We start from the raw sequence: 25,445 nt of genomic DNA, 5'->3' as shown, positions 1-25,445 counted from the left end.
TTAAGCATCGTTTAATATTAAATTAAATATAGCTAAATAAATATCTTACCAATTACAAAACATAACTTAATAGTTACCCTTTATATTCAATATTTATAATAAATAAACTGTCGCATATATCCACTTAACTCATTAATAGTTAATAAAAATATTCTACTTAACAGGCAGAATAAAAAATACGCAATCCTATCCAAACGGCAACAATTAAATGTTCAATTAAGCAGAAAAGTTAATTTTTGCGAAGCGCTTTGTAAAAATCGGCTTGATATTATATGAATATACAATTACTGTGTATGCGTACAGTAATAAACTGAGATCAATATAAATACCAACACATGGAATTACCCAATAAAAACAGAGAATCAACCTAGTAATGTCCAAAATTTACTATTACCAAATTATAGAAATGCGCCAGTATATTCAAATGGCGTAGTTAATGAATGGGTATATAATGAAAATAATCCTATGGTTGAAGTACTTCTGACATCATTATTACACCGGCTCGCGATGAATCTCGTTGGCTATTATGGCTAAATCCTAACCGAAAATTAAGCCGTAATTGGTTGATTAATTCAGAGCTACCGTTAAATAAAACAGTACAAATAAATTCACTAAGCCCAGAAATGAGCGTTATTGCTATGATAAAAGCATTATCTAGCGGCAATTGTAGTATTGTCTTAGGCTGGTTACCGACTTTATCACCATCATGTTTACAACATTTAGAGCATGCAGCACAGCTTGGAAACAGTATTGGCTTTGTTATGCGGCCTGAAAATATAAATTGTGCCCGCGGGCATTCTAATCAGCTAAAAATTCATTCTAATTATTATCACTAGCCTAGATTAGGATTATTCCTAATCTATTTAATGAATTGTAAACGACAATAGACAAAAACAAAAAAAAATAATATAAATCATTTGGTTAATTCTTTAACCATGGCAATATAGTTATAAATTATATCTATAATTCACCGATTGCCTTTTAAAAAGTTAATGAGATTAATGTTTCCTCTACTTGTAACTTTTGAAGTTCGTTGTAGACTTTACAACGTTAAGGCAGTGCTTTGATTCTACTTTTTATTTGAATAATTCCTTAGGCAGATAAAGTAGAAACGAAGATAGTAGAGAGTAATAACTTAACCAGCATTTTAAACCATACGGCTTATAAAAAAGCTCAAGAAGCTGATGCCTATATTGGATGATAAAGAGGCGTAAAATGAAAAAGATAGCTATCGCAGTAGCAGTGGCAGCTTTCGCAACTGCAGCTCAGGCGGCCCCCAAAGATAATACCTGGTATACCGGTGCTAAATTAGGTTGGTCACACTTTGAAGATACCGGCTTTCATCCTTACGATGAAAATGTTGGCAGTGGTAAAACTAAGCGCGATCAACTAGGCGCAGGTGCCTATGTTGGTTACCAACATAATCAATATCTCGGTTTCGAATTAGGTTATGACTGGTTTGGCAGAATGAGATATTCTGGTCAGCCAAATAACGGTAGCCTGAAATCGATGGGTGTTCAATTAACCGCTCGTCTAAGTTATCCACTGACAGACGAATTAGATGTTTATGGTCGTCTCGGTGGTATGGTATGGCGGACTGATGCAAAAGCAAACGTATCCGGTCAAGATTCCTTTAAAAAGCATGACACTGGTGTTTCTCCAGTTTATGCGCTAGGGCTTGAATATGCTATTACCCCTGAATGGGCAACTCGTTTAGATTATCAATGGGTGAGTCATATTGGTGATAAAGATTCACTATCCGTTCGTCCAGATAATGGGATGTTGAGCGTTGGTGTTGCATATCGATTCAATCAAGACGCAGCGCCTGTGATTGTACCAGCTCCAGCTCCAGCTCCAGCACCAATCGAAAACAAACGTTTTACTTTACGTTCTGACGTTTTATTTGAGTTCAATAAACATACCTTGAAGCCAGCAGGTAAAGCTGAACTTGATAAGTTGTATAGCGAACTAACGAATCTTGACCCAACTCAAGGGCGTGTGATGGTTCTTGGCTATACTGACCGTATTGGTTCACCATCCTACAACAAACCTTTATCTCAGAAGCGCGCACATGAAGTTATGAGCTACCTGATTTCTAAAGGTATTCCAGCGAACGCAATTAGTTCACAAGGTCGCGGAGAAGAAAATCCAGTAACAGGTAGTACTTGTAATAACGTAAAACCTCGCGCTGCATTAATCAATTGCTTAGCACCAGATCGTCGAGTTGAAATCGAGATCCAAGGTACTACAGAAGTAACTCCACAACCGTAGTATCTGTTTAAAAAATTATTTATTTACAAATAAAATAACCCTTTTTTAAAGGGTTATTTTTTGCTTAAAATTTATTGCTAAGATGGCTAAAAAATCCAGATTTAAGATCCTATTTTTACGCTAGTCACCCAGTATATTTTGCAAATCCTGCTTAAATGTCGACATTTGGTTTGCATACTGGTCTTTTCTCTCTGCATCTTCAATAAGATGCACAATAGCTTCAGAGAGCGTGCAGCCTTGTTTTCTTGCTAAAATAGATAGTCTTTGCCAGACAAGAAAATCTAAATCGATAGATTTTTTACATGAGTGCTGATGCTCGGCATTAAAATGTCGCTTTCTGCGGGCTCTAATTGTTTGCTTCATTCGATTGGATAAATCTGGCGACATATGATTTTTTATCCAGTTTATCACTTTTGTTGGGGTATTTTCTAATTTCAACAGTTGCTCAATCGCATCCTGAACGGCGCTTTTTTCTATATACCTAGTGATATTCTCACCATTGCGATACTTTTTAACCAAGTAATCCCATTTCCAACCACATTCAAGATTTTCAAGCTGTTGATATTTCATAATCATCTCTGTGACAACGTAACTTATGTAATTATAACAACATTTAAAAATAAAAACGTTTGGTTTTTTAGCCAACTTAATAAAATCTTAGTAAGAAATCACACTATATTGAAATGTTAGCAAAAAATATAATTTTTCCTATTTATACAAGTCAATCGACAAAAAATCATAATTAGTGCGATAGAATATGATTATTCACATTTATAGCTAGCAACTTTCACTATGTTCTAAATTGAAATAATACATTCTATCTACTGTATTAGTGGTTTTTGTCATTAGCTTACTACTTGGATATTAACCATTAGTTACTAATGTTCAGTCCCAAATTATTTACATTGACTAGACTTTTACATTTTTTATTGCACTTATTACTACAGTTTATGAATAAAATTATATTTAAAATATACAAAATTAATAGTGGCATAAATTTAAACAAACGTTAATATAATGATTTCATCCTAAAAATTTTATAATGCTGGAAACGGATATCTTGTTTTCATAGTAAAATGTACCTGTTTCTCTAAAAACAATAGCGTATTTCTAAAATGTCTTCTATCTTGACTTCATACAATCAGGATATTGAGGATAATTTATAAACTTTTTATCTAAATTATAAGTTGAAAAATAGCGTGATTAGTAACGAATTAATATGGCAGAATTTAGCACCTGATTATGAACCTTATCTTAATCTTTTTGCTGCTGCTGATAAACTAGATAATGCCACTTTGGCCATCATTCAACCTAGATTATATAATAGTCTTGAAAGGTTTTTATTAACACCAACCTATTCTCCTTTTGCTGTCATTAAAGCATTAGAATGCCAAAGCTACTTATCTGAGTTAGCAAAATGCATTAAAAATATTAATCCATCCTCAGTAGCTATCACTGGAGATTATCAACAATCAAATGGAAGATTTCATTGGCAAGCAAGCACTAAAGGATCATTTACGCCCTGTCATTCGGTCTATTTCTGTAACTGGATAGAAATGCCTCAATTATTTGGCAGTGTTCATCAACATCAAAATAGTGTTCACTTAGAGCCAGGACTATTACATAAAATCAATGGCGGAGTATTATTACTTTCCGTTGGTACATTATTAGCGCAGCCATTGATGTGGCAGCGCTTAAAACAGATGGTGATGCAAAAACGGTTTGAATGGCTTCCAGCCAATGATAATCAATTTTTACCCTATCCAATTGATTCAATGCCACTTGATATTAAGCTCATTTTGGTCGGCGATCATTTTAGCCTTGAAGAACTGGAAACAAAAGAGCCTGAGCTTTTTTCTCAAGCTACCTATGGCGAATATGAATTTGAATTGAATTTTGAACATAGTGGTCAATTATCGCTATGGGTGCAATTTATTAAACAAATTATTACCGATTGCCAATTTCCTGCTTTAACGACTGATGCGTGGCCAACCTTCATTACTCAAGCAATTCGATATACGGAAGACAAATCTATCCTACCGCTAGATAGAATGTGGCTCATTCGTTGTTTAGCTGAGGCAAATCAATTTCAACAAGATAATCAGTTAACTGCAAAATCGTTCCAAACAGCGATGCAACAGCGCCAGTGGCAACACGGTTACCTAGCCAAACGTAATCTAGATGATATTCTGCAAAAACAAGTTTTTATTAAAACTGAAGGTGAAATAATTGGCCAAATCAATGGCTTATCGGTTATGCAGTACCCAGGGCATCCAGAACTTATCGGTGAACCATCACGTATTACTTGTGTTGCTCACTTCGGTGATGGTGAGTTTACTGATGTAGAACGTAAAGTTGAGCTGGGCGGTAATATTCACGCTAAAGGCATGATGATTATGCAAGCCTATCTCAATTACGAATTAAAGCTTGAACAGCCACAACCCTTTTCTGCCTCAATCGTATTTGAACAGTCTTACAATGAAGTTGATGGTGATAGCGCATCATTAGCTGAACTTTGTGCATTAATTAGTGCACTTTCTCTTCAGCCTATCGATCAGCAAATTGCGGTTACCGGTGCAGTAGATCAATTCGGTTATGTACAACCGATTGGTAGTATTAACCAAAAAATCGAAAGCTTTTTTAACGTCTGTTTCCAACGTGAATTAACCGGTCAGCAAGGAGTTATCATTCCTGCGGCTAATATTCGTCATTTATGCTTAAAAACCGATCTTATTGCAGCAGTCAAATCTGGCGTATTTCACATTTGGCCGGTTGAACACGTTTCTGAAGCCATTTCAATTTTAACCAAACATGCTTATTATAAGCAACAATATGATACAAATAACTTACATCTGTTAGCTTTAATACAAGAACGAATTACTCAGGCTAATAACCAAGAAAGACCCAAATTCATGGGGCTGCTAAAGTGGCTGAATTAAATTAAAAAAATAGCTGATCGGAGTTGCTCAGCTTACAAGTGTACGCTATTCTTTAGCCTTATTATTAATAATAAGGCTATTTAGTAATATGGTTGATAAACGCAACTCCTATAAAAAAGAAGATTTGGATGCTTCCGGCAGAGGTGAGCTTTTTGGTGAAAATGGGCCGCCATTACCTTCCGGTAATATGTTGATGATGGATCGCATCACAAAAATGACCGAAAGTGGCGGCAATTATGATAAAGGGTTTATCGAAGCAGAATTTGATATCAAACCTGATTTATGGTTTTTTAGTTGCCACTTCACTAATGATCCCGTTATGCCTGGTTGTCTAGGTTTAGATGCAATGTGGCAACTCGTTGGTTTCTACCTGGGATGGCTTGGTGGTAAAGGTAAAGGCCGAGCACTGGGCGTAGGTGAGGTCAAATTTACTGGACAAGTTTTGCCAACCGCAAAAAAAGTAACCTACCGTATCCATTTAAAACGTGTTATTAATCGAAAATTGATTATGGGTGTGGCTGATGGTGAAGTCTTGGTTGATGATAAGTGCATTTACACAGCAAAAGATTTGAAAGTCGGTTTATTTCAAGATACAAGCAGCTTTTAAAGCCAGATTTTTTTGTCATAAACCCCTTCTGTTATCAAGCTGAAGGGGCAAATATGTTATATTTTATACATTCAAGATAATTGGCTCGCTATTGATTGTCCAACCTGAGTCCAGCCTCTTGCTAACGTCCTAACTAATGCCGAATAGCCGTTTTCATCTTGATCAAGCAGCAGACTAAAATCTCGCTTGATAATGACTTTATCACTTTTATAAATCCAGTTTCCCTGGATAATCACTTTACCATCATAACGGCCATGAAAAACGGTCAAAAAGACATTAAGACTATCAGGTCTGTTTTCCAGCGGTTGAGCCGATACTAATCGATTAGGCAACATTATTGATAACTGATTGACTAAATTTTGCATCAATTGCTGTTCTAACGGGCTTGCCCATAGATGATTGTTTGCATTAACATAATTAACATCGCTAGTTTGGTAAGTAATACCATTAGCTGCCAATATTCCAGACAATTGCACTGTCTGTACCCAAAGCTGTTTTTGCGTTAGTAAATCACTTTTTTTAGTCACTAAGCTCGGCGTTGTTGGTAATTGATAATAAGATTTTTCAATACCACTACTACAACCGATAAGTAAAAAACACAAAATCCATGCCAAATATCTCATTATTTTGTCACCTTCTTCGGTTCTGGATCCTTGATCGATTTTGCTTCAAAAACAAGTGCATTACTCTTATTATTCAATGTCTTGATAACGGGTTGAATATCTCTTAACACCTGATCAAGACGCTGCATATTATCGATCATTCTATTATAGGCAAGTGATCCTGGTTGCAAACCTTGCATAACGCGATTCAATTCAAGCAAAGTCTGTTGCAGATCAGCAGGGATCTTTTGAAAGTCTTTGCTAGTCATCAGTTTATTCAACTCAGATAAAGTACGCTGTGCTTCACGAATGGTTTTCTGACTTTCTGCTAGCGTATTTGTGGCTTGACTTATCATAGGCCCAATCGGCAGACGATTGATTTTATCTAGTGCCTCAACCACTTTTTGTTGGATCTGTGATAATCCAGCACTAACCGTTGGAATAATATCGTAATCAGCAACTTTTAATGGCCCTTTCCATTGGCCTTTTTCTGGATAGAAATCCAAATCGATATACAATGCTCCGGTAATTAGGTTAGCCGATTTTAAAGCTGCTCTTAATCCTTGTCTTAATGCTGCGGCAAACTCTTTTTCTAGATCAATATCGGTACTAACACGACCAGGCTCAATATGAATTAAAACCGGAATACGGAATTCATTATCCAATTTTTGCCGTAATTTCTCAGAATCAAACGGAACCTCCATCACGGTTCCTAAGCGAATTCCTCTAAATTCAACTGGTGCGCCAGGTTGTAATCCGCGAACTGAATCAGAGAAAAACAAAATAAAATCTTTGTGTACAGTATATAAAGAGTTCTGAATACTTCTTTGATCTTCATAGAGTCTGAATAGGCTTTTATCTTCCACCCTCTTACCTGGTTGCCAACCCTCTACAACATCAAAACTAACCCCACCACTAAATAGTGTGGTTAAAGAGCCCATCTCTAAGCGAACACCTTGTGCCGATAGATCAAAAGCAATACCACTATCCCGCCAAAAACGAACATTTTCCGTTACTAGCCGATCATAAGGGGCATTAATAAAGAGTTGATAATTCATATTGCGGCTTTTAATATCAAACGAACTCGCTTCTACCGAACCGACTCGATAACCATGGAATAGCACTGGGGCGCCAGTATTTAATCTACCAGCCTGATCACTAGTCAAAATCACTCGAATACCTTTAGCATCAGGTGAAGCTAATGGCGGCGAACCTAATAAATCAAATTTCTCAGCATGCTGTTCACTATTGCCAGGTTGTACTTCAATAAATACGCCAGAAAATAGCGTGCCTAAACCGGTTATTCCCTCTTTGCCAATAGCCGGTTTAACGATCCAGAATGCGGTATCTTTCTTTAACAAATCCCTCATGCCATCATTTAAACGTGCTTTAATAATTACACGCTTAAAGTTGTTATCAAGAGAAACTTTTTCCACCAAGCCTATGTCAACACTACGACTTTTCAGTTTGGTTTTTCCCGCTTCAACACCTTCGGCATTATAGGTAATCAATGTCACTTCAGGACCTAAATGGCTAAAATGGTAAATTAGGATCCAGACACCAATAAAGATGGTGATAATTGGAATGATCCAAATCGGTGACCAGCTTTTTAGTTTACTGATCTTTGCTTGCGCGTCAGTGTTATTTTTAGTTAGCCACCTTGCAACCCCTTTTCTAACCGAATTCTACTCTGCGATACAACATTACAGCGATCCCAAGTTAAACGCGGATCAAAAGTCATTGCCGCAAACATGGTTAAAATCACAACAGCAGCAAATAAAATCACCCCAAGTGCCGGTGAAACGCTCATTAATCGTCCCATTTGCACCAATGACGATAATACTGCAATCACAAAAACATCAATCATTGACCAACGTCCAACACATTCAACAAGTTCATAAACAAAATGCATCCTCGCCGGATCCCGCTTGCCATAACCTTTAGCATCAAAACATAACCAGCCTACTGCCACTATTTTTAAGCTAGGTACCATAATGCTAGCAATAAAAATAATAATGGCGACCGGATACGAACCATCACCCCATAACAAAATAACACCGGACATAATAGTAGAGTCTAGTCTACTACCTAATGTATTGGTGATCATAACAGGCAAAACGTTTGCTGGAATATAAAGAACTAATGAGAAGAGCAATAATGCCATGGTATTTTGTAAACTATTAGGCCGCCTAACATAGCCTTTGGTATGGCAACGAGGACAGTATTTACGTTCAGCTGGCAAAATGGCCATACAAATATGACAGGATCTGACGTTTTGACTAATACCACTTTTGCCTTCTTGCAGTGGGATCTCAAGCTTTGGCACTTCACCTATTTGCTGCCATAACCAATGTCTATCTAAACATTGAAATGCCCTGACCTGCAACAAACAAAAAAAACAATAAGGAACAAAACTGATACCCAAAGTAATTTCACCATAGGCCATTAGTTTTACAAAACTAACCAGCACACCAGCTAGAAAAATTTCTACCATGCACCAGGTTTTCATTTGAAATAACGTCCTAGCAAGATTTATTTTTAACCAAAGCGGGAGATTAACTCGTTGACATAATAAAATAATGGCAATCATACAAAAAGCGGGTACTGCCACGATAAAAAGGAGAAAAAACCAGCCAAGACTAGCATAATTTACATTAAACATGGCATGAGCAATATTAAACAGTGAAATTTGACTTTCAATGCCCATGACACTCATTTTTACGTAAGGAAATAAACAGGCAATAAGCAACATCACTAATGCGTTAATCGCTATTGCAGTTGGTTGATTAGCTGGATACTTCCACTTATCAGATAAAACAGTATGACAGCGTGGACAGCTGGCTCTAGTGCCTTGTTCTAAAACCGGTAATGCTACCAATAAATCACATTGGGGGCAGAGTATCTTATTATGACAACTTTCTTTAAGATGATTATGAGAGCACAACTTTTCTCTCCTCTATACAGTCATAATGCCAAATTATTGGCTATCTTTAAGTGATTCTAATTCTTGCCAACGCTCGAATGTCATTTCCATTTCTGCTTCTTTCTCAGCTAATGCTTTTAATACTGATTCAGTAACGCTATGGGGCTGATTAAAAAATTCCGGCGCACTAACTTGAGATTGCAAGATGGCAATTTCAGCTTCTAACGCTTCTAACTGCAGCGGTAATTGTTCTAGTTCTCTTAATAAATGATAACTAATTTTATTACTTTTTCGTTTTGGCTGCTCTTTAGCTGTTTCCACTACCGTAATATTGGCTTTACTAACAGTAGCATGCGATAAAGAAATTTTTTGTCTACGCTGCGAAGAGGCGTCATAAACCCCCCCCCACATACCGCTCAACTTTACCATGATCTTCAAACATCCAGCACTCAGTTACGGTATTATCAACAAATTGACGATCATGGCTAACCAATAATACTGTCCCTTTATAACTATCAACGAGCTCTTCCAATAGTTCAAGTGTTTCAATATCTAAATCATTAGTCGGTTCATCAAGGATCAACAAATTACTGGGTTTTAAAAACAAACGTGCCAATAATAATCGATTTTTCTCTCCACCTGAAAGGGCTCGCACCGGTGTCATGGCGCGTTTAGGATGAAACAAGAAATCTTGTAAATAACCAAGCACATGACGCGGCTGTCCATTAACCATTACTTCCTGTTTACCTTCAGCTAAATTATCCATCACCGTTTTATCCGGATCTAACGTCATTCTATGTTGATCAAAATAAGCAATCTCAAGTTTGGTACCGCGGTAAATATTACCGCTATCCGCCTCAAGTTGTCCTAGCATCAACTTGAGCAATGTTGTCTTGCCGCAGCCATTAGGCCCGATTAAGGCTATTTTATCGCCACGTTGCACTTGGACACTAAAATTATCAATTAATACTTTATTGCCAATGCGATAATTAACATTTTCAAGCTCAAACACTAGCTTGCCTGAACGACTTGCATCGGAAACCTGCATCTTCGCCGTCCCCATTACCTCGCGTCGCTCAGAACGTGCTAGCCGTAAGGATTTTAATGCTCTCACTCTGCCTTCATTACGAGTACGCCGGGCTTTTATTCCCTGGCGGATCCAAACTTCTTCCTGTGCCAATTTACGATCAAACTCAGCGTTCTGCTGCTCTTCTACCCGTAATGCTTCTTCTTTATTGATCAGATAATCGTCATAATAACCCGGCCAGGAAGCTAATTTACCCCGATCAAGATCAATGATGCGAGTTGCCATATGGCGAATAAAAGAGCGATCATGGGAGACAAACACGATACTACCCTGAAAATCTTTTAGAAAATTTTCTAACCATAAGATGGTATCAATATCTAAATGGTTGGTCGGTTCATCAAGAAAAAGAACCCGTGGCCCACAGACTAAAGCACACGCCAATGCAGCCTTGCATAACCAACCGCCGGACAATGCAGATAACGGGCTGTCAGCTGTCAGCTGCAATTGCTTAATCACATCATTAATTTGTGTATCGAGTAACCACAAATTATCGCGATCTAATACCTCCTGCAATTCAGCTAACTTATTAAGATTCTTTTCACTGGGATCTTGTTCGACCATTTTTGCTATTTTATGAAAAGATTTAATATAATTTGCCTGCTCTTTAGCACCTTCAGCGACAAAATCAAAAACAGTACCACCGATATCACGCGGTAGATCTTGCTGTAAACGAGCAACCTGCAGATCCTGCTGATAAACGACCTGACCATCATCAAGCGGTTGTTCTTTGGTCAATACGCGCATTAGGGTTGATTTGCCGGCACCATTACGGCCAACCAAACAAACCCTTTCATTATCTTCAATATGCAACTCTGTATTATCTAATAACGGCGCATCACTAAAAGCCAGATAGGCAGATGACATATTAATTAATGACATAAATTACTTTTCCTTATCTGCATCACCAATCAACCAGCAGTTATGGATCTGGCGATTACGTGTAAAATCAAGTGAAATGGTTTGCTGAGTGATTTCCTTGGCAGTTAATCCTAATTGAGTAATGCCTGACATATCCATTTTAAAACCACGCTTATTATTAGAAAATACCACTGTACCGCCGGGACGCAGCAAGCGCTTAATCTGCATCATCAAGTTGATATGATCACGTTGCACATCAAAGGGGGCATTCATTCGTTTTGAATTGGAGAAAGTGGGTGGATCAATGAAAATCAAATCAAATTTTTCTGTCGTCTGCGCTAACCAAGCTAAACAATCAGCCTGAATAAGCCGATGCTGCTGACCGGTTAATTTATTGGTCTGTAAATTTTTTTCTGCCCATTCTAAATAGGTACGCGACATATCAACACTAGTGGTTGAACGAGCACCACCGAGACCCGCATGTACCGATGCCGACGCCGTGTAAGCAAACAGATTCAAGAAATCTTTTCCTTTACTCATATTCGCTAACATTTTACGCACCAAACGATGATCTAAAAACAATCCTGTATCCAAATAATCGGTCAAATTTACCCATAATTGGGCATTATACTCATGTACTAATAAAAACTTACCCAGCTGGGATAATTTCTCATATTGTTGCTTACCGGCTTGGCGCTGGCGTGTTTTTAACACCAATTGGCTGGAAGTTAATGCCAATACCTGCATGGTTGCACTGATCACATCAAACAGACGTTGTTTAGCTTTATGGCTATCTATACTCTTGGGCGGCGCATATTCTTGAATAACAATATGTTCGCCATAACGATCAACTGCAACATTATATTCAGGTAAGTCAGCATCATAAATGCGATAACAATCAATCCCCTGTTGTTTGGCCTATTTATTAAATTTTTTCTCATTTTTTTTCAGCCTGTTAGCAAAATCTTCGCCAACCATGCTATGGCTGCCAACCGTTTTAGCTGATAACAGATAATTTTTCTGAATGCAATTTAACGGTCCATTTTTGGCTTTAAACTCACGTTCGGCTCGTAGCCCTAAGCAAGCTAATAGTTCTGGCGAACCACTAAATAGCGATAAACGCCAGCCTGGAAACTGATTTTTTAATACTCGGCCTAAGAGACTGTAAAGCGCGATTAAAGCAGGTTCACTTTCCAAACGCTCACCATAGGGTGGATTGCTAGTGATAAACCCCTGTTGAGCAAATGTAAATGGATTCTCCAATTTAGCAGCATCACCAGGTTGGAAATTTATTAAAGAGTGAACACCGGCTTGTTTAGCATTCTTCTTGGCTATTTCCAAAATGTGGCGATCAATATCTAAGCCATAGAAAAGCGCAGTCGCTTGCTCGATCCCTGTCTGAAACCGTTTTTCCGCTTCAGCAATTACAGCAGCCCAAAGCGTTGGATTATAACCCGACCAGCATTGAAATCCCCAAAATTGACGCGCTAAACCAGGTGCACTATCACAGGCCATCATTGCAGCTTCAATTAATAATGTGCCGGAACCACACATCGGATCGACCATTGGCAAACCAGGCTGCCAACCTGAGCGTAAAACAATGGCAGCAGCTAAATTCTCTTTGATAGGCGCTTGCCCTGCTAAACTACGATATCCACGGATATGGAGCGGATCACCGCTTAAATCCAACGATATGGTGGCGTTATCTTTATATAAATGGACATTAACCCGTATATCGGGTTGCTGTTTGGCAATGTTGGGCCGTTTATTCATTTTACGCGTAAAGCTGTCCACAATAGCGTCTTTCACCCGTAAAGCCCCATATTGGCTATTGCGGATAACTTGGTTAGTTCCATTAAAATAAACGGCAAAAGTATCATTTACGGTAAACAAATCCGGCCAATCAATTGTCTGTGCTGCAAAGTAGAGATCCATATCATTAAAAACCTGGCAGCTAGCTAAGGGTAATAAAATCCTCGATGCTAAACGACTCCATAACAGACTCAAATACATGCCATGTTCGTCAACTTGAAAATGCACGCCACCCTGAGCAATATGACAATATTTTGCTCCTAATGCCTCCAGTTCACTTTTAAGTAATTCTTCCAGTCCAAATGCCGTAGTAGCAAACAGAGCTCTCATATCGTTGTCACCTGAATAAAAAATTGCTGCACATTATAGCTAACCCTGCGCACATATCATAAAGTTACTAGCAAAATTATCGCGCTTAAACAGGAGTTAAGAATGATCCGGTTATCTCGTCTTTATATCCATCCAGTTAAATCAATGAAAGGCATTCGTTTGTCACAAGCTTATGCAGAAAATAGTGGCCTGGTTTTCGATCGCTATTTTATGGTTACCAATAATCAAGGTGGGTTTATTACTGCGCGGCAATATCCACAAATGCTGTTATTTAAGCCAATAATACTTGAAAATGGCATTCAAATACAGGCACCTGATAAGCAAACAGCAACTATTTTATATAAAGACTTTATTAACCATCCCTTACCAACTGAAGTGTGGGGCAATCATTTTACCGCGTTTGCCGCACCAGCGAAGATTAATCAATGGCTGTCGCAATATTTTAATTCTGCTGTTCAATTAAGGTGATTAGGTAAAATACCCAGCCGCCGAATAAAAAAATTTCCAGCTATCCCTCTCTCATTTGCTGATGGCTATCCTTATCTTGTTATTAATCAAGCCTCATTTAAAGCGCTTCAAAAACAATGCCCATCTGATATTAAGTTAGAACAATTTAGAGGCAATTTGATCATAACTGGTGCCGAGGCTTTTGCTGAAGATAGTTGGCATACAATACAAATCGGTGAGGTTGTTTTCGAGCTTGTCAAACCTTGCAGCCGCTGCATTTTGACGACAGTAAATATTGATGATGGCTCACAGCACCCGACTGGAGAACCGTTAACAACACTACAAAGTTTCCGCACTGATGAGCATGGAGAAATTGATTTTGGCCAAAATGCCATCGCCAAAAATAGCGTTCTGATCCGCGTTGGCGATACGGTGATAGGACGTGAGATATTTAAACGGGAAACGTGCGATAAATGTGGATCTACCTGGGACAAACTGGATCTATCTGGGACAAGTCAGAGGGATTAAGTTGCACATAGTGAAACAGAAATCATGTTTTAAAACCCATTAATTGAAACCATCCTCTTTACTGAACTATACTCAATAAACTTCAAGATGCAGGGAAAGGAAGCTTAACGGCCTTACTACCCGTGCTTTTTGCTGAATAGTCGCCTGCATCTTGAAGTATGTTGAGTATAGAATCGAATCTACTACGATTGATTTCATTTAGAGGAAGTTTCCATGACGACCAAGAACAACAATCATGATAGTTCCGACTTTACAGAGAATCCCAAAAATGACCGAGTAGTCACGTTTGAAAAAGATGCCAGCAAGGAGAATAAACCCACCCCATCGCAACAGTCAAATAACCCGCCTGGTATCCGTCCTAAAAAATGAGTGATAGCTAAACCTTAGGAGGCGTGGATGCAGTTTTAATCTTGTTCCTCCTAATTTCCACCCTAGCTATTTGCTCTGCAGGAATGTAGGTCGCCAGCGCCCCCCAGGAGTCATCGATCACACCAGCAAACTCGCGCCATTCATCACTATCTGGTGCGCTATGGTGTGTTACATAAAGAATGACGTCTCCCGTATTGCCCAGCGCAAACGGCCCATTAGGGAGCCCTTCAAAACGAGCCAGAGGCCGCGATAATAACCCGCTGCCATCCTTGAGAATAACAAACACTTCAGTGGCTCGGTACTCAATCTGTCCGAACAGCTGCTGCCACGCGGAATGGGTGCCATCAGACCATGAGATGTTTAAGGCGCGCATGAGCTTGTACATCCATCTACGCCCGTATTTACGCCATACGGCTCCTGTTATTATTGCGGTAACCAGCGCTACAAGGGTTGACCAGTAAACCGCATATACGGCGACGGATTCATAAGCGGTTGCAGATATAAGACCAAAAACTAATGTCGAAAACGTTATGTCAACGGTTTTGTGGTGCTCTTTCAGACCAACATTGGCAATAAAGTATCCAACATAGCCAGAAGCCAGCGTCACCAATGTTGCCCAGGGCAGATTTAGCAGTGATGAATCGAGCATATGAAATATCCTTCTATTGTTTGGTTAGCATTAAACCAATGCTCACTATCTGGTGTATAGGTTATATTTTTCTCTCCGACGTTTCACTATGTGAAACGAGAAACAGTCATCGAGACGGCTTATCTTCATCTTCAAACAGATTGCCCTGGATGCGAGCAATTTCTTCTTTTTTAACCCGTTTTATCACGGAATAAATCCACTGTAGCGAGACTTCGTACTTGCGTGCCAGGGCGCGGTGGTTATGGCCATTGAAGTCGGCAAATATCTCCCGGTCGCGCTGGTTTATTTTCCACATCAGCCCCATCGGGAAATAGACATTTTGCCCGCCCCATACCGCCATCATTTGACTGGCGACGGCATCGCCTATCTGGCTGGCAACAGCGGGGTCAACATCGATAATCTGTCTGACGATCTGCGCCGTGTGGTCGGCCAGCTCAACCAGTAACTCCGGCCCTTTACTGCGAAAGGTATGCTCTAGCATGAGGTTGTCCTTGCCACGCGTTTTTGCCACTGCTTGAGTTTCTCGATAACCTGGCTGGCCTGTTGGCTATCTAGCCAGTAAGGCGAATCACCGCCGGTTTCCCGTTTAACAAAGTGGGCCAGGGCTTTTGCTGACGCATCCCGGACAATGCCCTCATCGGCCATTGCCTGCCACAGGGCCTGCATTTTCTGGATTTGCGGACGGTCGGTCTGCTTTTTCGTCGTGGGTTGAGTCGGCTGGATACGAAAACCTTTGGCTTTTAGGGCGTTTAACACTTGCGCCAGTTGACCGATATTCAGGGCTTTTGCTGATGTTTTCCTCGTTAGCCTGTGCAGCATCTGGCGGTAAGTCGTGTCATCCAGTTTGAGGTGGTGGGCGGCAATATGGATTAACTGCAGGTATTTTTGTCGGGTCATCGGAGGCGTCCTTTATCGTTGTGGTCGGGGTCAGGATTCCTTATGCCATGAATAAAAAAATAATCCTTCGGGTTTTGAAGGATTATAAAATGAATATCGTTATTATACAATTGAATGCAGTAAACGCCGCTTTTCCGCTATGACTTCTTCACGCAAATCGCCTTGGCATCCATATCCTTGAAGGTTTCAAATTTTTCTGCGAACTGTTTGGCGGCCTGTTGACAGGCGGTTGCCGTGTCAAACGCCTGTGTATGCAGCGTGGAAAAAGCATTACCGGCATAGGGACTGGCGTATAGGGCTAAAATTAATATCCACATGATAATTTATCCTCTTTCACTGAATTAAGGTCGGATGTTCAATAAAACAAAGGCTGACCGCAATGAACACCAAGAAACCGGCAAACAGGCGGTTTTGTTGTTTGCGGGTTTCGGGCGATTGAAAATAAGGCCGCAAGCGGGCGGCAATGAGCGCGTAAAGCGTCATCATCAGCGCATCGACCATTACCATCGTCAGAGTCATAAGGGTAATTTGTGGCCCTAACGATTGGGACGGATTAAGAAAGACCGGTAGTGTGGCAAGTAGGAAGGCGAGCGCTTTGGCGTTGGTGATATCGGTCAGAAAACCCCAGCAGAACCGTTGCGCACAGCGGGTCAATGTCACGACATCGTAAGCATCCATGATGACTGGTGCGCGCCAGGTTCGGTAGGCGGCAAACAGTAGCCAGAGTACGCTAATGCCTTTCAGTAACAGCCAGGCTGTCGCTGAAGCGCGCAACGCTTCCGTGCCTAGTGCCACAATGGGTACCATCAAGCCTAATGCGGTCGCCTGACCGGCAATAAGCGGTAGCGTCTTGCACCATCCCCGCTGGAAGGCATGGTTAAGCGTGAGGATAGCGCCAGCGCCGGGTAATACGGCACTGAGCAAGGCACCGCCTAAAAAAACTAACCAAAGGTCAAGGTTCATGGTTTATTTACCTCGTGCGTTTGATGATGGGGTGGTGTTGATGGCGACTTTGCCGTGATACCTTTTAGCGGCACGACATCCCAATTAAGTACCCAGGCGCTATACCGCTGTCCGCAGTGTGGACAGGTCAGTAACAGGTCAATCCCCCACTCGCCGCTTTCCGGTTGTTGGATGATCTCGGCCTGGGTAGGATTCAGGCGTCGCGTTGCCTGATGGCAGCTGATGCAGGTAATGGTCATAACGTGTTTTCCTTATCTAAGGCGACGATGAGTTCGGCCAATATCTCGAAGGCATTTTGAAATTCACAATACGCGGCGGCAGAATGGTCTGCCTGCAGGTGATGCATGGCGCGGTTTATGTGCCTTTCAATTTGGCGGCGCAGAGGTTTTATTTCCTGATAGCTCATGAGGTCACCTCCTGCTCGAAGGGCGTAATAATGAAATCCTCAAGCTGATTGCGAAACGTAATGCCGGGAATATTCAGTCGCTGGATAGTGTCCTGATTTTTGAGCAGGGCATTTTTATCAAGCTGTGCTTTGCGAATAATGCAGTCGGTCTGTCCGTTTTCTTCCAGCGCCTGAATGATATCATCCACCCCTTTTACCGAAACGGACGGTGGGCGGTTACGCCATGACACCTCGCCGGTTATCAGGTTGGCGGTTTTGGTTTTGCCGTTTTGGGTAAGCGCCTCACGGTTGGCCTCGCACCAGGTCTGGATACCTCTTTGCAACAGGGTGATGCGGGCTTTCCTGGCTTCAATATCAGCCGCATGTTGATGGGTTAACCGCGCAATTTCATCATTAATCTCTGTCTCCAGTCGGGTCATTTCCCGCTGGATATCGCCCAGATTTTTAATATCGTTTATTACCTGCTCACGGGTTTGCGGCGTGCAGGCACCCGCCGCGGCTTTAAGCCGCGTTATTTTCTTTGCCATCTTTTTTACCTTTTCATTAACAACGTCGGGAATTAAACGCGCTCGAAAATAATGTCTTCCAGGGCGTCACTGTGTTGAATATGCTCAAATAAATTCATGTTGTATCGGGTCGCGATTTCACCAAGACGCTGGTCTTGTTCATCAAAATCACGGCAGTTCTCGCAAATCGACAAATAGGTTTCATCGTCCTGTTCCGGCATATCGACGGTCTTTGCCAAATAAACCGATTGGCGAGCGGTAATACGGACAGGGCGTGTTGTCATGATTAACGTACCTCCCAGGTGATTCGGCAGTTATCTTGCAGGAACTGGTATTTTTCCCAGCGGCCCTGACGGTCAGTACCCAGGGCATAGCGAACGGCATGGCCGTTTTTATATAACGCATCACACCGTCGGTCATGCAGCAGGGTAAGGGTCGGACGGCTATAGCCATCAACGGTAAACTGACTGACGATAAAACCTTCCTGGCTGAGTTTATCCATCACCGACAGGCATTGCCTGAACTGCTGCTGGATGGCCTGGTAGGTCATCGCTGACGGGTTTTTAATGGTCACGGCGGGGTTCAGCATAAAAGCCTCCTTTAATGCACACTGTGAATAATATTGGCGTCGATAACCGGGATGGCGTTTTGCGCGGCCAGGTTCATGGCGGCGGTCAGCAGGTTGCCGATAGCCAAGGGGTAAAGCAGGCTGACCGGCGTGTCTTTTTTCGGGCGCAGCCAGCTTAGGCGTTGACGCAGTGCCGGTATCGCATCCGGGCCAAGGACTTTGCTAAGGTCGCCGCCGACGCGTTTAAACTTGAAATCAAGAAAGTCGTTCAAGTGTTCATCTAGCGGCGGCAGGTCAATTACCTCGCAGCGCTGTACCACTTCCCTGACCGCTAACAGGCGCTCGGATAACTTGTCGCCCAGTTCGGGTTGTCCCAGCAGGACGATGGACAGCAGTTTTTTAAAGCCGTCTTCCAGCTCAAAGAAGCGTTTAAGGTGCTTTAAGGTCGGGATGGGCAGGCAATGGGCTTCTTCAATCACCAGTACATGGCTGTACCCGGCGCGGCTGCTCTCTTTTAATAGTCGGTGTAGCTGACGAAAGCGGGCCTCCGGCGAGCGTTTGAGTTTTTCCAGTGGGGCCAGGGTATGGACAATAGCCTCGGCGAGACTGGCGGCTTTCAGGGTTTTGCCCTGATGGTCGTTGTCTTCCATCGCCAGCACGTAGGGTTCAATCACCACCACCGGGGCGTTTTCCCGATAGATGCGGTCAGTCAGGTCACGTCGCAGCGTGCTTTTACCCGAGCCGGATTCACCGATAACCGCGATAAAGCCGCCATAGCTGGCGGTCTGGTACAACGCCTCGCGCACATAACGACTTTCAGGGGTTAAAAACACATCTTCATGACCTTGTACCGCGTTGTCGTCAAATGGGGCACGAAACAGCCCAAAATGCTTTTTGGTGGCAGTCAGTAATACCTGTTTTTTCAGTAACATGGTGTCTTCCTCGTTGCTAGGTGGTGTGTGCTTTTCCTTGCTGCTGGATGTGACCCCGTCAAAGCAGTCGTCCGCCGCGATGCCCTGGTCACTTAGCCAGCCACGGATGCGGTGTTTTAGTGCGTCGGTATCCTGTTTCGGCCACTGATGGTGATTGACTATTTGCGCCAGCGTCGCCTCGGAAAGGTCAAGCGCACGGGCCAGTGCTGCCTGGGTCAGGTTGTGGTGTTGTAACAGGGTTTTGAGTTTCAGCATGATGGCCTCCCGTTAACCGTGACTGGCCAGACTGACCACCACCTCGGTGGACTGGGCCATCAGCTCATCACCCAGCGCGTCGACCTGGTCAGCGGGTATGCCGTCCGGGAAGCGTTGGGTTAGCGTGGTGTAAAATTCACTGCGCCAGGTCTTGCCCGCCGCCTGGAAACGCGCGCGCAACTGTTGAACCACCACGACCGGGTTTAAACGTTCTTCAAAACGTGGCGCGCAAACCGTGGAAGCCTGGCCCTGTTTGGGCAGGTAAATGGGTGGGGTATCGCGTTCATTGTCCAGATAAGGGTTAAAGCGACCGCCCAGTGGCAGCGCTTTGGCTTTTTGCGCGGCAGCGGTTTCGGTGGGACAGGTGGTGCCATACATCGCCTGCTCGACTTCCGCCAGATGGTGTTGCGCCGGGGTGTGGGGTAATGCCTTGAAGGATTCGCCTAATGTTGGGGCATTGAGGGGAAAACCGTACTCGTCTTTCACCACTTCCGGTACCCGGTAAAAGACTTCCATGCCGTCCTCATTGATTATCACCACCTGTGCTTCACTGTCGCGCCAAGGGTTACGGACTATCTGTAGCCAATCGTTGTTACAAACACCCGGCACACCCCTAACGTCATATTCTTTGCTCCCAAATGACACGCGAAGATAGTCATTGACCTTACGGTTTTCCGGCAGACTCACCGCCAGTTCGCGGCACACTTCAACGGGTGGTGCCTTGATTAACTGCTGCGGAGTGATCCGTAGCCAGCTGTCGGTACGGGTCATGCCGGTACGGCGATGCAGCGCGGTACGGTTATACTTTTTACGCCATAACCCGACCCGGTGGTTCAGTTCATCAATATTATCGACTTGCACAAACCGCAGGCCGGATTCAAAACTACACTCCAGAATATCGCGCGCCTTTTCCACTGAGCCGGTGGCGCGGGCATTACGGGCTTTATGGGCGATAAGTTGAATACCGAGGGTTTTGCACAGGTTGCGCATCGTGGCTGAGACCAGCGCGCAGCCGGGGTCGGTATAAAGGATACGCGGTACACCATGTAATACGTCGGCCCCACTGCGCTCCTGCATGGCATTAATCAGCACATCGGTAAAGTTTTGTGCCGTTTCGCCGCCGAAGCGGTACTCGGCGTAAATCCAGCCGCTGGTGTGGTCGGTCAGTTCAAATGACCAGACGCGGTCATTGACAATACGGGCCAGATTTTTGGGCTTGTTCTTGTTAAACTCGGCCTCACTCATCATGCGCAGGCCGCTATCGCGCGTGGTGCGCCCTTTGGCGGGATTTTTCAGGTAATAGAGCACACACAGCGACGCATCCAGCTGCCAGACATGATTGGGATGCCCGGTTTTTAATTGAACGCACGGGGCAGGTACCCGTAACTGGTTGGGATGCAGGCGATAATGGTACAGTGCCCGGCTGATGGCATCGACCGACAGCGGAAACCACTCGCCAGTTTCATTATCAATATACCCGGCATCAATCAGGTTGTTCGCCCGCAGGTCATTAACCGTTTGCTGTAGACTGTAGAGGCGTTTACCATTATTGCGTTCAGATTCCATGATGACGCCGGATATCAGCAGGGCTTCGTCGCGTGTCAGGGCGCTGGTACCATAATCCACCCGCTGCTTGCGCGGCGGTTTATAACTGACCTGTTTGATTTTTCGCAGCAGCGTGGCTTTGGAAATACCGAGTGCCTGACAGCCTGTCTGATACACCGCGTCTTTGCCGCCATGCCCGGCTCTTTCAGCAGTCTGGGCAATGGTTAACAGACGTTCGGTCAGGATGGGGTTCATTGCACCACCTCCTCGACATTATCCTGTCCGGTGCCGCGCAGGTGTTCCGGTAACTGAAAATCCGCATCGTCGGCATCCGCATCGGCTTTTGTCCAGTCAGGCACCAACGCTGATACTGCGTGGTGGGGTAACGAAAAATCACTACGTAACACATTGATTTCAAACTCAATATCATTAAGCAAGCCCGCTAAATAGTCGGCGTGGGATGTGATATCACCACTGTGGCTGCTCAGTTTTTCCAGCCCTTCCCGAAAGCGCCCCATTAATATGGCTTTAACATCAAAGCCCACCAGGCCAATTTCTTCACGGAGCTGGCGTATGCCTTCTTCCCCTAACGGGCGATGCTGATTAAGCAGGCGTTTTTCGCTCAGTTCATTGATCTTTTGATCTTTCTCATTGGCCAGACGGCGGCTGGCTTCAAGTGACTTTTCCGTTTTACGCAGTTTTGCTTTTAGTTCCCGCACCGACATGCGATCAACTTCGTCTAGCGTCAAGCCCGCAATGGTGCCGCCTTCGGCCAATTCCGCCAGATCATCGTCGTCTTCCAGCATGAGTTCATAGAGTTTTGAACGGCCTAAACCTGAAAACGTATTCACCTTTGACTCAAGTGTCGGTGAAAGATATTTCAATGCTGCTTGTGCCATTTTTCGTGCTATTCGATATTCAAGACCTAACTGCTCTTGTACTATCTTCATGAATGTTCCATGTGGCTCATTCTCCTTAAGAATAATCAGCCGTTTCCCCGCCTCCAGCATGGCTTCGGCACTTTGTGCCATATAGAAGCGCGCTTCATGCACAATGCGCTCGCGTTCATAGGGCAACCCCTCGCCGTACTTATCCATAATGGCCTGCTGATGTTCAGCCAGGGCATTAAGGTTGTTCATTAAATCCGGTGCCAAAGGCTGTTCGGGGGCAATTTCAGCCGTTATCGGTAACGCTTTTCTACCCATTATTTTTTCCTCTTACGGTTTTGACGCTGATGCTACGCAGCGGCCATGCCTTTCTGCCATCTTGATTTGCGCCCGTTCGGTTTCATCAAAAAAGGCCAGGGCAATCTGTATCAATTCCTCACCGAGGCCGTAATTCCCATTGAAGCGCTTCTCAATCATTCCTTCTTCCACTAAAAATGGCAGGGTGCGACTGATATTGGCCGCAGAGTCATTGATTAGCGCCGCCAGGGCTTTATTGGACAGGCCATCGCGGTAATGCCCTTTCATGGCTTTCAAAATACGCAGCGCCCGTCGTGTGCGTGAAGAAGGGTGCAGTAATAAGGTGTTTTTCATCGGATGCCTCTTTTTCATTAATGGAAATTGTGTTACCGTCAGTGAAACGGGCGAATGTTATTTTTTATGGCGCTTTTTTCCCGATGGCATGGGAGAACCCATTATCTGTTCAATCGCCTGTTTGATTTTGCGGGCTTCCCCGCGCCAGCCCTGGCAGGAGCCATCAAGCAACATATAAACCTGATAGGGTTTGAAGCCGGATTGGCGTGCCCACGCCGCCACCGTCGGGTAGTTCTGATAGACACGATCATAAAAATTGCGCTTAAAGTCGGCGGGGTGTTGCAGTGACATGGTGTTACCTCCGTCATAAAAAGTTAAAAATAAATATACAATGGCATTCAAAATAATGTAAAGTCTTTTTTGTTTGTTTTTGTATGTTCTTTATTGCCGTAAAAAACCACTGGCTGTTATCGGCCTAAAGGAGACCTGTATGGCAAAGAAAAAAGCGGCAACCAGCCTGTCTGTAACTACGGCGGACAATATCACGATTGCGGGGGGGGGGGGGGCAATTGCATACCCTGAAAAAAATGCAGAAAACAGCGCCCAACAGGAAGTAATGGCACGTTTTGGGGATGGGCTACCCTATGAACGGGAAAGGATTGTGCATGAAGCCCGCTTCTATATGGCGCAAAGTGCCGAAGCCATGCTGGAGGCGGGGAAACGGCTGATTATTCTTAAGGAGAATGAGCCACATGGAACATTCATGAAGATAGTACAAGAGCAGTTAGGTCTTGAATATCGAATAGCACGAAAAATGGCACAAGCAGCATTGAAATATCTTTCACCGACACTTGAGTCAAAGGTGAATACGTTTTCAGGTTTAGGCCGTTCAAAACTCTATGAACTCATGCTGGAAGACGACGATGATCTGGCGGAATTGGCCGAAGGCGGCACCATCGCGGGTCTGACACTGGATGATGTTGACCGCATGTCAGTCAGGGAGTTAAAGGCAGCGTTACGTAAAGATGAGGCAGCCCTTAAACGCAGTCAACAACTGGTCGCCGAAAAAGAGAAGCAACTGCAACAGCTAAGCCAGCAACTGGCGGGCAAAACCTCGTCGGTTGCTGCAAGCGATGAACAAACACCCGTTGATGCACAGCAGTGGGTCACGCTGACGCTAGAAGGCGTGGGAGAACGCCTCAAATCCGAGCGCCTGCGATTGGGGCTTAGCCAGGAAATCTTCGCCGAACGGTGCGGGGTTAAAAAGCTCACTCAATACAACTATGAAAAAAGCGAACGACATCCTGATGCGGGCTACTTAATCGCGGCGAAAGCGTTAGGAGTCGATCTTCTTTATGTGATGACTGGTGAGCGCAGCGATGAAGCCAGTGCGCTCGATGTAGTGCGGGATGAGGAAGAGGCAGAGGTATTAACTGCCTTTCGACATATTCCGGGTGAAACCCGCGAAGTGGCTAAACGCACCCTGACAGCAATGGCAGAGAAAAAAGCCGCCCGCAGCCGCGCATGACCCATCCCTCTCCGTTGCAGTGGAGAGGGTTATTTGACGGTAATAATCAGCTCACGTCGTTGGGTGGGCTGATTACTGCTAAGGCTATACCGAATCGGGACGCTCTCCATCGCAAAGCCTCGAAACACTGCCCGCATCTCGGGAATATCATTAACCGAAATAATCATCATGCCCGCTAGGTCTCGTCCCATCCCCGCCAGTTTTTCATATTGCGCCAGACCAAAATCCACGCCATAGCCCTCGGTCCCCCAATACGGCGGGTCGCAGTAAAACAGCGTGTGCGGACGGTCATAACGGGCAATGCAGCTGGCCCAGTCCAGCTGTTCTATGGTGGTGCGTGATAACCGCAGATGCGCGAGCGACAGCTCTTCTTCCATGCGTAACAGATTCAGGCGTGGCCCCGTGGTGGTAGTCACGCCAAAGGTGTGCGCCGCCACCTTACCACCGAACGCCTGTTTTTGCAGGTAGTAGAAGCGGGCTGCCCGCTGGATATCGGTTAAGGTCTCGGTCGGGGTCATTTTCAACCAGTGATACATCGCCCGGCTGACCAGCGCCCATTTAAACTGGCGCATAAACTCTTCCAGATGGTGTTTCAGCACCCGATAGAGATTGACCAGCTCACCGTTGATATCGTTGATGACCTCCGCTTTGCTGGGTGACTTCATAAAGAAGAGCGCCGCTGCGCCACAAAACGGCTCGACGTAGCAGGTATGCGCCGGGAAGCGCGGTAAAATCTGTTTTGCCAGCCGCCGTTTACCGCCCATCCAGGGCAGTATCGGTAAAAAATATTGTTGCATTCACTGTAAGCCTTTTTCACTAATGGAAATTCGTGTAGACTCTTTCCTGTTCTCGAGAACGGAAAGCGCCACGGTTGACTCACAGGGCGGGTCGCGCTTTTTCCCTTGCCCCATTCGGGGCAATTGCTGAGCGTAATCTAGCGACTAC

General features: G+C 43.9%; 26 protein-coding genes and 3 pseudogenes. 7 read left to right on the top strand and 22 right to left on the bottom strand.

Going from position 1 to position 25,445, the window contains the following annotated elements; translation table 11 throughout:
- Nucleotides 1–485: 485 nt before the first annotated feature.
- Nucleotides 486–836: a SulA-like leucine-rich domain-containing protein gene (locus V3224_RS29070; protein WP_334473929.1), complete on the top strand. Its 351-nt coding sequence runs from the start codon at nucleotides 486–488 to the stop codon at nucleotides 834–836.
- Between the two features lie 379 nt (nucleotides 837–1,215).
- Entirely contained in the window at nucleotides 1,216–2,271 is a 1,056-nt protein-coding gene (gene ompA, locus V3224_RS29065; RefSeq protein WP_334473791.1) for a porin OmpA, read from the top strand.
- Between the two features lie 120 nt (nucleotides 2,272–2,391).
- Here the strand turns inward: ompA and matP are convergent, their stop codons facing one another.
- On the bottom strand, nucleotides 2,392–2,841 hold the full coding sequence (gene matP / locus V3224_RS29060; protein WP_334473789.1) for a macrodomain Ter protein MatP: 450 nt from the start codon (nucleotides 2,839–2,841) through the stop codon (nucleotides 2,392–2,394).
- Nucleotides 2,842–3,470: 629 nt separating this feature from the next.
- Here matP and V3224_RS29055 point away from each other — a divergent pair.
- Together V3224_RS29055 and fabA are read left to right on the top strand one after the other, a co-directional pair.
- Nucleotides 3,471–5,210: a Lon protease family protein gene (locus V3224_RS29055; protein ID WP_334473927.1), complete on the top strand. Its 1,740-nt coding sequence runs from the start codon at nucleotides 3,471–3,473 to the stop codon at nucleotides 5,208–5,210.
- 88 nt (nucleotides 5,211–5,298) lie between these two features.
- On the top strand, nucleotides 5,299–5,817 hold the full coding sequence (gene fabA / locus V3224_RS29050) for a bifunctional 3-hydroxydecanoyl-ACP dehydratase/trans-2-decenoyl-ACP isomerase (RefSeq protein ID WP_334473787.1): 519 nt from the start codon (nucleotides 5,299–5,301) through the stop codon (nucleotides 5,815–5,817).
- Nucleotides 5,818–5,888: 71 nt separating this feature from the next.
- Here the strand turns inward: fabA and pqiC are convergent, their stop codons facing one another.
- The 5 genes and pseudogenes from pqiC to rlmKL form a co-directional block, all read right to left on the bottom strand.
- Nucleotides 5,889–6,443, bottom strand: coding sequence for a membrane integrity-associated transporter subunit PqiC (gene pqiC / locus V3224_RS29045; RefSeq protein ID WP_334473925.1), 555 nt, complete (start codon nucleotides 6,441–6,443; stop codon nucleotides 5,889–5,891).
- Nucleotides 6,440–8,041 (bottom strand): intermembrane transport protein PqiB, encoded by a 1,602-nt coding sequence (pqiB, locus tag V3224_RS29040; RefSeq protein WP_334473923.1) that lies wholly within the window; start codon nucleotides 8,039–8,041, stop codon nucleotides 6,440–6,442. Before pqiB ends, pqiC begins: the two co-directional genes overlap by 4 nt.
- A 29-nt stretch (nucleotides 8,042–8,070) precedes the next feature.
- A complete protein-coding gene (pqiA, locus tag V3224_RS29035) occupies nucleotides 8,071–9,363 on the bottom strand; it encodes a membrane integrity-associated transporter subunit PqiA (protein ID WP_334473785.1) in 1,293 nt (430 codons plus the stop codon).
- Between the two features lie 33 nt (nucleotides 9,364–9,396).
- Nucleotides 9,397–11,308: pseudogene (locus tag V3224_RS29030) on the bottom strand (ABC transporter ATP-binding protein).
- A gap of 3 nt (nucleotides 11,309–11,311) precedes the next feature.
- Nucleotides 11,312–13,429, bottom strand: a pseudogene (gene rlmKL, locus V3224_RS29025) (bifunctional 23S rRNA (guanine(2069)-N(7))-methyltransferase RlmK/23S rRNA (guanine(2445)-N(2))-methyltransferase RlmL).
- A 102-nt stretch (nucleotides 13,430–13,531) separates the two neighbouring features.
- On the opposite strand from rlmKL, the pseudogene V3224_RS29020 reads away from it, so the two are divergent.
- Together V3224_RS29020 and V3224_RS29015 are read left to right on the top strand one after the other, a co-directional pair.
- A pseudogene (locus V3224_RS29020) lies at nucleotides 13,532–14,311 on the top strand (MOSC domain-containing protein); the annotation flags it as partial.
- Nucleotides 14,312–14,617: 306 nt separating this feature from the next.
- Entirely contained in the window at nucleotides 14,618–14,773 is a 156-nt protein-coding gene (locus V3224_RS29015) for a hypothetical protein (RefSeq protein ID WP_334467759.1), read from the top strand.
- A gap of 7 nt (nucleotides 14,774–14,780) precedes the next feature.
- Here V3224_RS29015 and V3224_RS29010 read toward each other — a convergent pair whose 3' ends face one another.
- The 15 genes from V3224_RS29010 to V3224_RS28940 form a co-directional block, all read right to left on the bottom strand.
- On the bottom strand, nucleotides 14,781–15,422 hold the full coding sequence (locus V3224_RS29010) for a hypothetical protein (protein WP_334467757.1): 642 nt from the start codon (nucleotides 15,420–15,422) through the stop codon (nucleotides 14,781–14,783).
- A 106-nt stretch (nucleotides 15,423–15,528) separates the two neighbouring features.
- Entirely contained in the window at nucleotides 15,529–15,903 is a 375-nt protein-coding gene (locus tag V3224_RS29005) for a Mor transcription activator family protein (protein ID WP_334467755.1), read from the bottom strand.
- Nucleotides 15,897–16,319 (bottom strand): gp16 family protein, encoded by a 423-nt coding sequence (locus tag V3224_RS29000; RefSeq protein WP_334473588.1) that lies wholly within the window; start codon nucleotides 16,317–16,319, stop codon nucleotides 15,897–15,899. Before V3224_RS29000 ends, V3224_RS29005 begins: the two co-directional genes overlap by 7 nt.
- A 137-nt stretch (nucleotides 16,320–16,456) precedes the next feature.
- Nucleotides 16,457–16,636, bottom strand: coding sequence for a hypothetical protein (locus tag V3224_RS28995; protein WP_334467751.1), 180 nt, complete (start codon nucleotides 16,634–16,636; stop codon nucleotides 16,457–16,459).
- A gap of 16 nt (nucleotides 16,637–16,652) precedes the next feature.
- The gene (locus tag V3224_RS28990) at nucleotides 16,653–17,282 is read right to left on the bottom strand and encodes a LysE family translocator (RefSeq protein WP_334467749.1); all 630 of its coding nucleotides are present in this window, start codon (nucleotides 17,280–17,282) and stop codon (nucleotides 16,653–16,655) included.
- Entirely contained in the window at nucleotides 17,279–17,521 is a 243-nt protein-coding gene (locus V3224_RS28985) for a hypothetical protein (protein ID WP_334467747.1), read from the bottom strand. Before V3224_RS28985 ends, V3224_RS28990 begins: the two co-directional genes overlap by 4 nt.
- Nucleotides 17,518–17,688 carry a hypothetical protein gene (locus V3224_RS28980; RefSeq protein ID WP_334467745.1) on the bottom strand — a complete coding sequence of 57 codons (171 nt, stop codon included), beginning with the start codon at nucleotides 17,686–17,688 and terminating at the stop codon, nucleotides 17,518–17,520. Before V3224_RS28980 ends, V3224_RS28985 begins: the two co-directional genes overlap by 4 nt.
- Nucleotides 17,685–18,215: a host-nuclease inhibitor Gam family protein gene (locus V3224_RS28975; RefSeq protein WP_334467744.1), complete on the bottom strand. Its 531-nt coding sequence runs from the start codon at nucleotides 18,213–18,215 to the stop codon at nucleotides 17,685–17,687. Before V3224_RS28975 ends, V3224_RS28980 begins: the two co-directional genes overlap by 4 nt.
- Before the next feature lie 32 nt (nucleotides 18,216–18,247).
- Nucleotides 18,248–18,478 carry a hypothetical protein gene (locus V3224_RS28970; RefSeq protein WP_334467742.1) on the bottom strand — a complete coding sequence of 77 codons (231 nt, stop codon included), beginning with the start codon at nucleotides 18,476–18,478 and terminating at the stop codon, nucleotides 18,248–18,250.
- Between the two features lie 2 nt (nucleotides 18,479–18,480).
- Entirely contained in the window at nucleotides 18,481–18,783 is a 303-nt protein-coding gene (locus V3224_RS28965; RefSeq protein WP_334467740.1) for a hypothetical protein, read from the bottom strand.
- A gap of 11 nt (nucleotides 18,784–18,794) precedes the next feature.
- A complete protein-coding gene (locus V3224_RS28960) occupies nucleotides 18,795–19,949 on the bottom strand; it encodes an AAA family ATPase (protein ID WP_334467739.1) in 1,155 nt (384 codons plus the stop codon).
- Nucleotides 19,950–19,961: 12 nt separating this feature from the next.
- Entirely contained in the window at nucleotides 19,962–21,749 is a 1,788-nt protein-coding gene (locus V3224_RS28955; protein WP_334467737.1) for an integrase catalytic domain-containing protein, read from the bottom strand.
- Complete coding sequence (locus tag V3224_RS28950; RefSeq protein ID WP_334469234.1) at nucleotides 21,746–22,699, bottom strand: DUF3102 domain-containing protein; 954 nt, start codon at nucleotides 22,697–22,699, stop codon at nucleotides 21,746–21,748. The genes V3224_RS28955 and V3224_RS28950 overlap by 4 nt, the downstream gene beginning before the upstream one ends.
- Nucleotides 22,700–22,711: 12 nt before the next feature.
- Nucleotides 22,712–23,032, bottom strand: coding sequence for an IclR family transcriptional regulator (locus tag V3224_RS28945; RefSeq protein WP_334469232.1), 321 nt, complete (start codon nucleotides 23,030–23,032; stop codon nucleotides 22,712–22,714).
- Between the two features lie 57 nt (nucleotides 23,033–23,089).
- On the bottom strand, nucleotides 23,090–23,323 hold the full coding sequence (locus V3224_RS28940; RefSeq protein WP_026821883.1) for a hypothetical protein: 234 nt from the start codon (nucleotides 23,321–23,323) through the stop codon (nucleotides 23,090–23,092).
- A gap of 139 nt (nucleotides 23,324–23,462) precedes the next feature.
- Here V3224_RS28940 and V3224_RS28935 point away from each other — a divergent pair, with 139 nt between their 5' ends.
- The gene (locus V3224_RS28935; RefSeq protein ID WP_334469221.1) at nucleotides 23,463–24,500 is read left to right on the top strand and encodes a helix-turn-helix domain-containing protein; all 1,038 of its coding nucleotides are present in this window, start codon (nucleotides 23,463–23,465) and stop codon (nucleotides 24,498–24,500) included.
- A gap of 29 nt (nucleotides 24,501–24,529) precedes the next feature.
- On the opposite strand, the gene V3224_RS28930 is transcribed toward V3224_RS28935, so the two are convergent.
- Complete coding sequence (locus V3224_RS28930; RefSeq protein ID WP_334469218.1) at nucleotides 24,530–25,297, bottom strand: DNA adenine methylase; 768 nt, start codon at nucleotides 25,295–25,297, stop codon at nucleotides 24,530–24,532.
- Between the last annotated feature and the right edge of the window lie 148 nt (nucleotides 25,298–25,445).

Source organism: Arsenophonus sp. PmNCSU2021_1 (assembly GCF_036919435.1).
In the GTDB taxonomy this organism is placed as follows: Bacteria; Pseudomonadota; Gammaproteobacteria; order Enterobacterales; family Enterobacteriaceae; genus Arsenophonus; species Arsenophonus nilaparvatae.
This window is presented reverse-complemented; position numbering and strand designations above follow the sequence as displayed.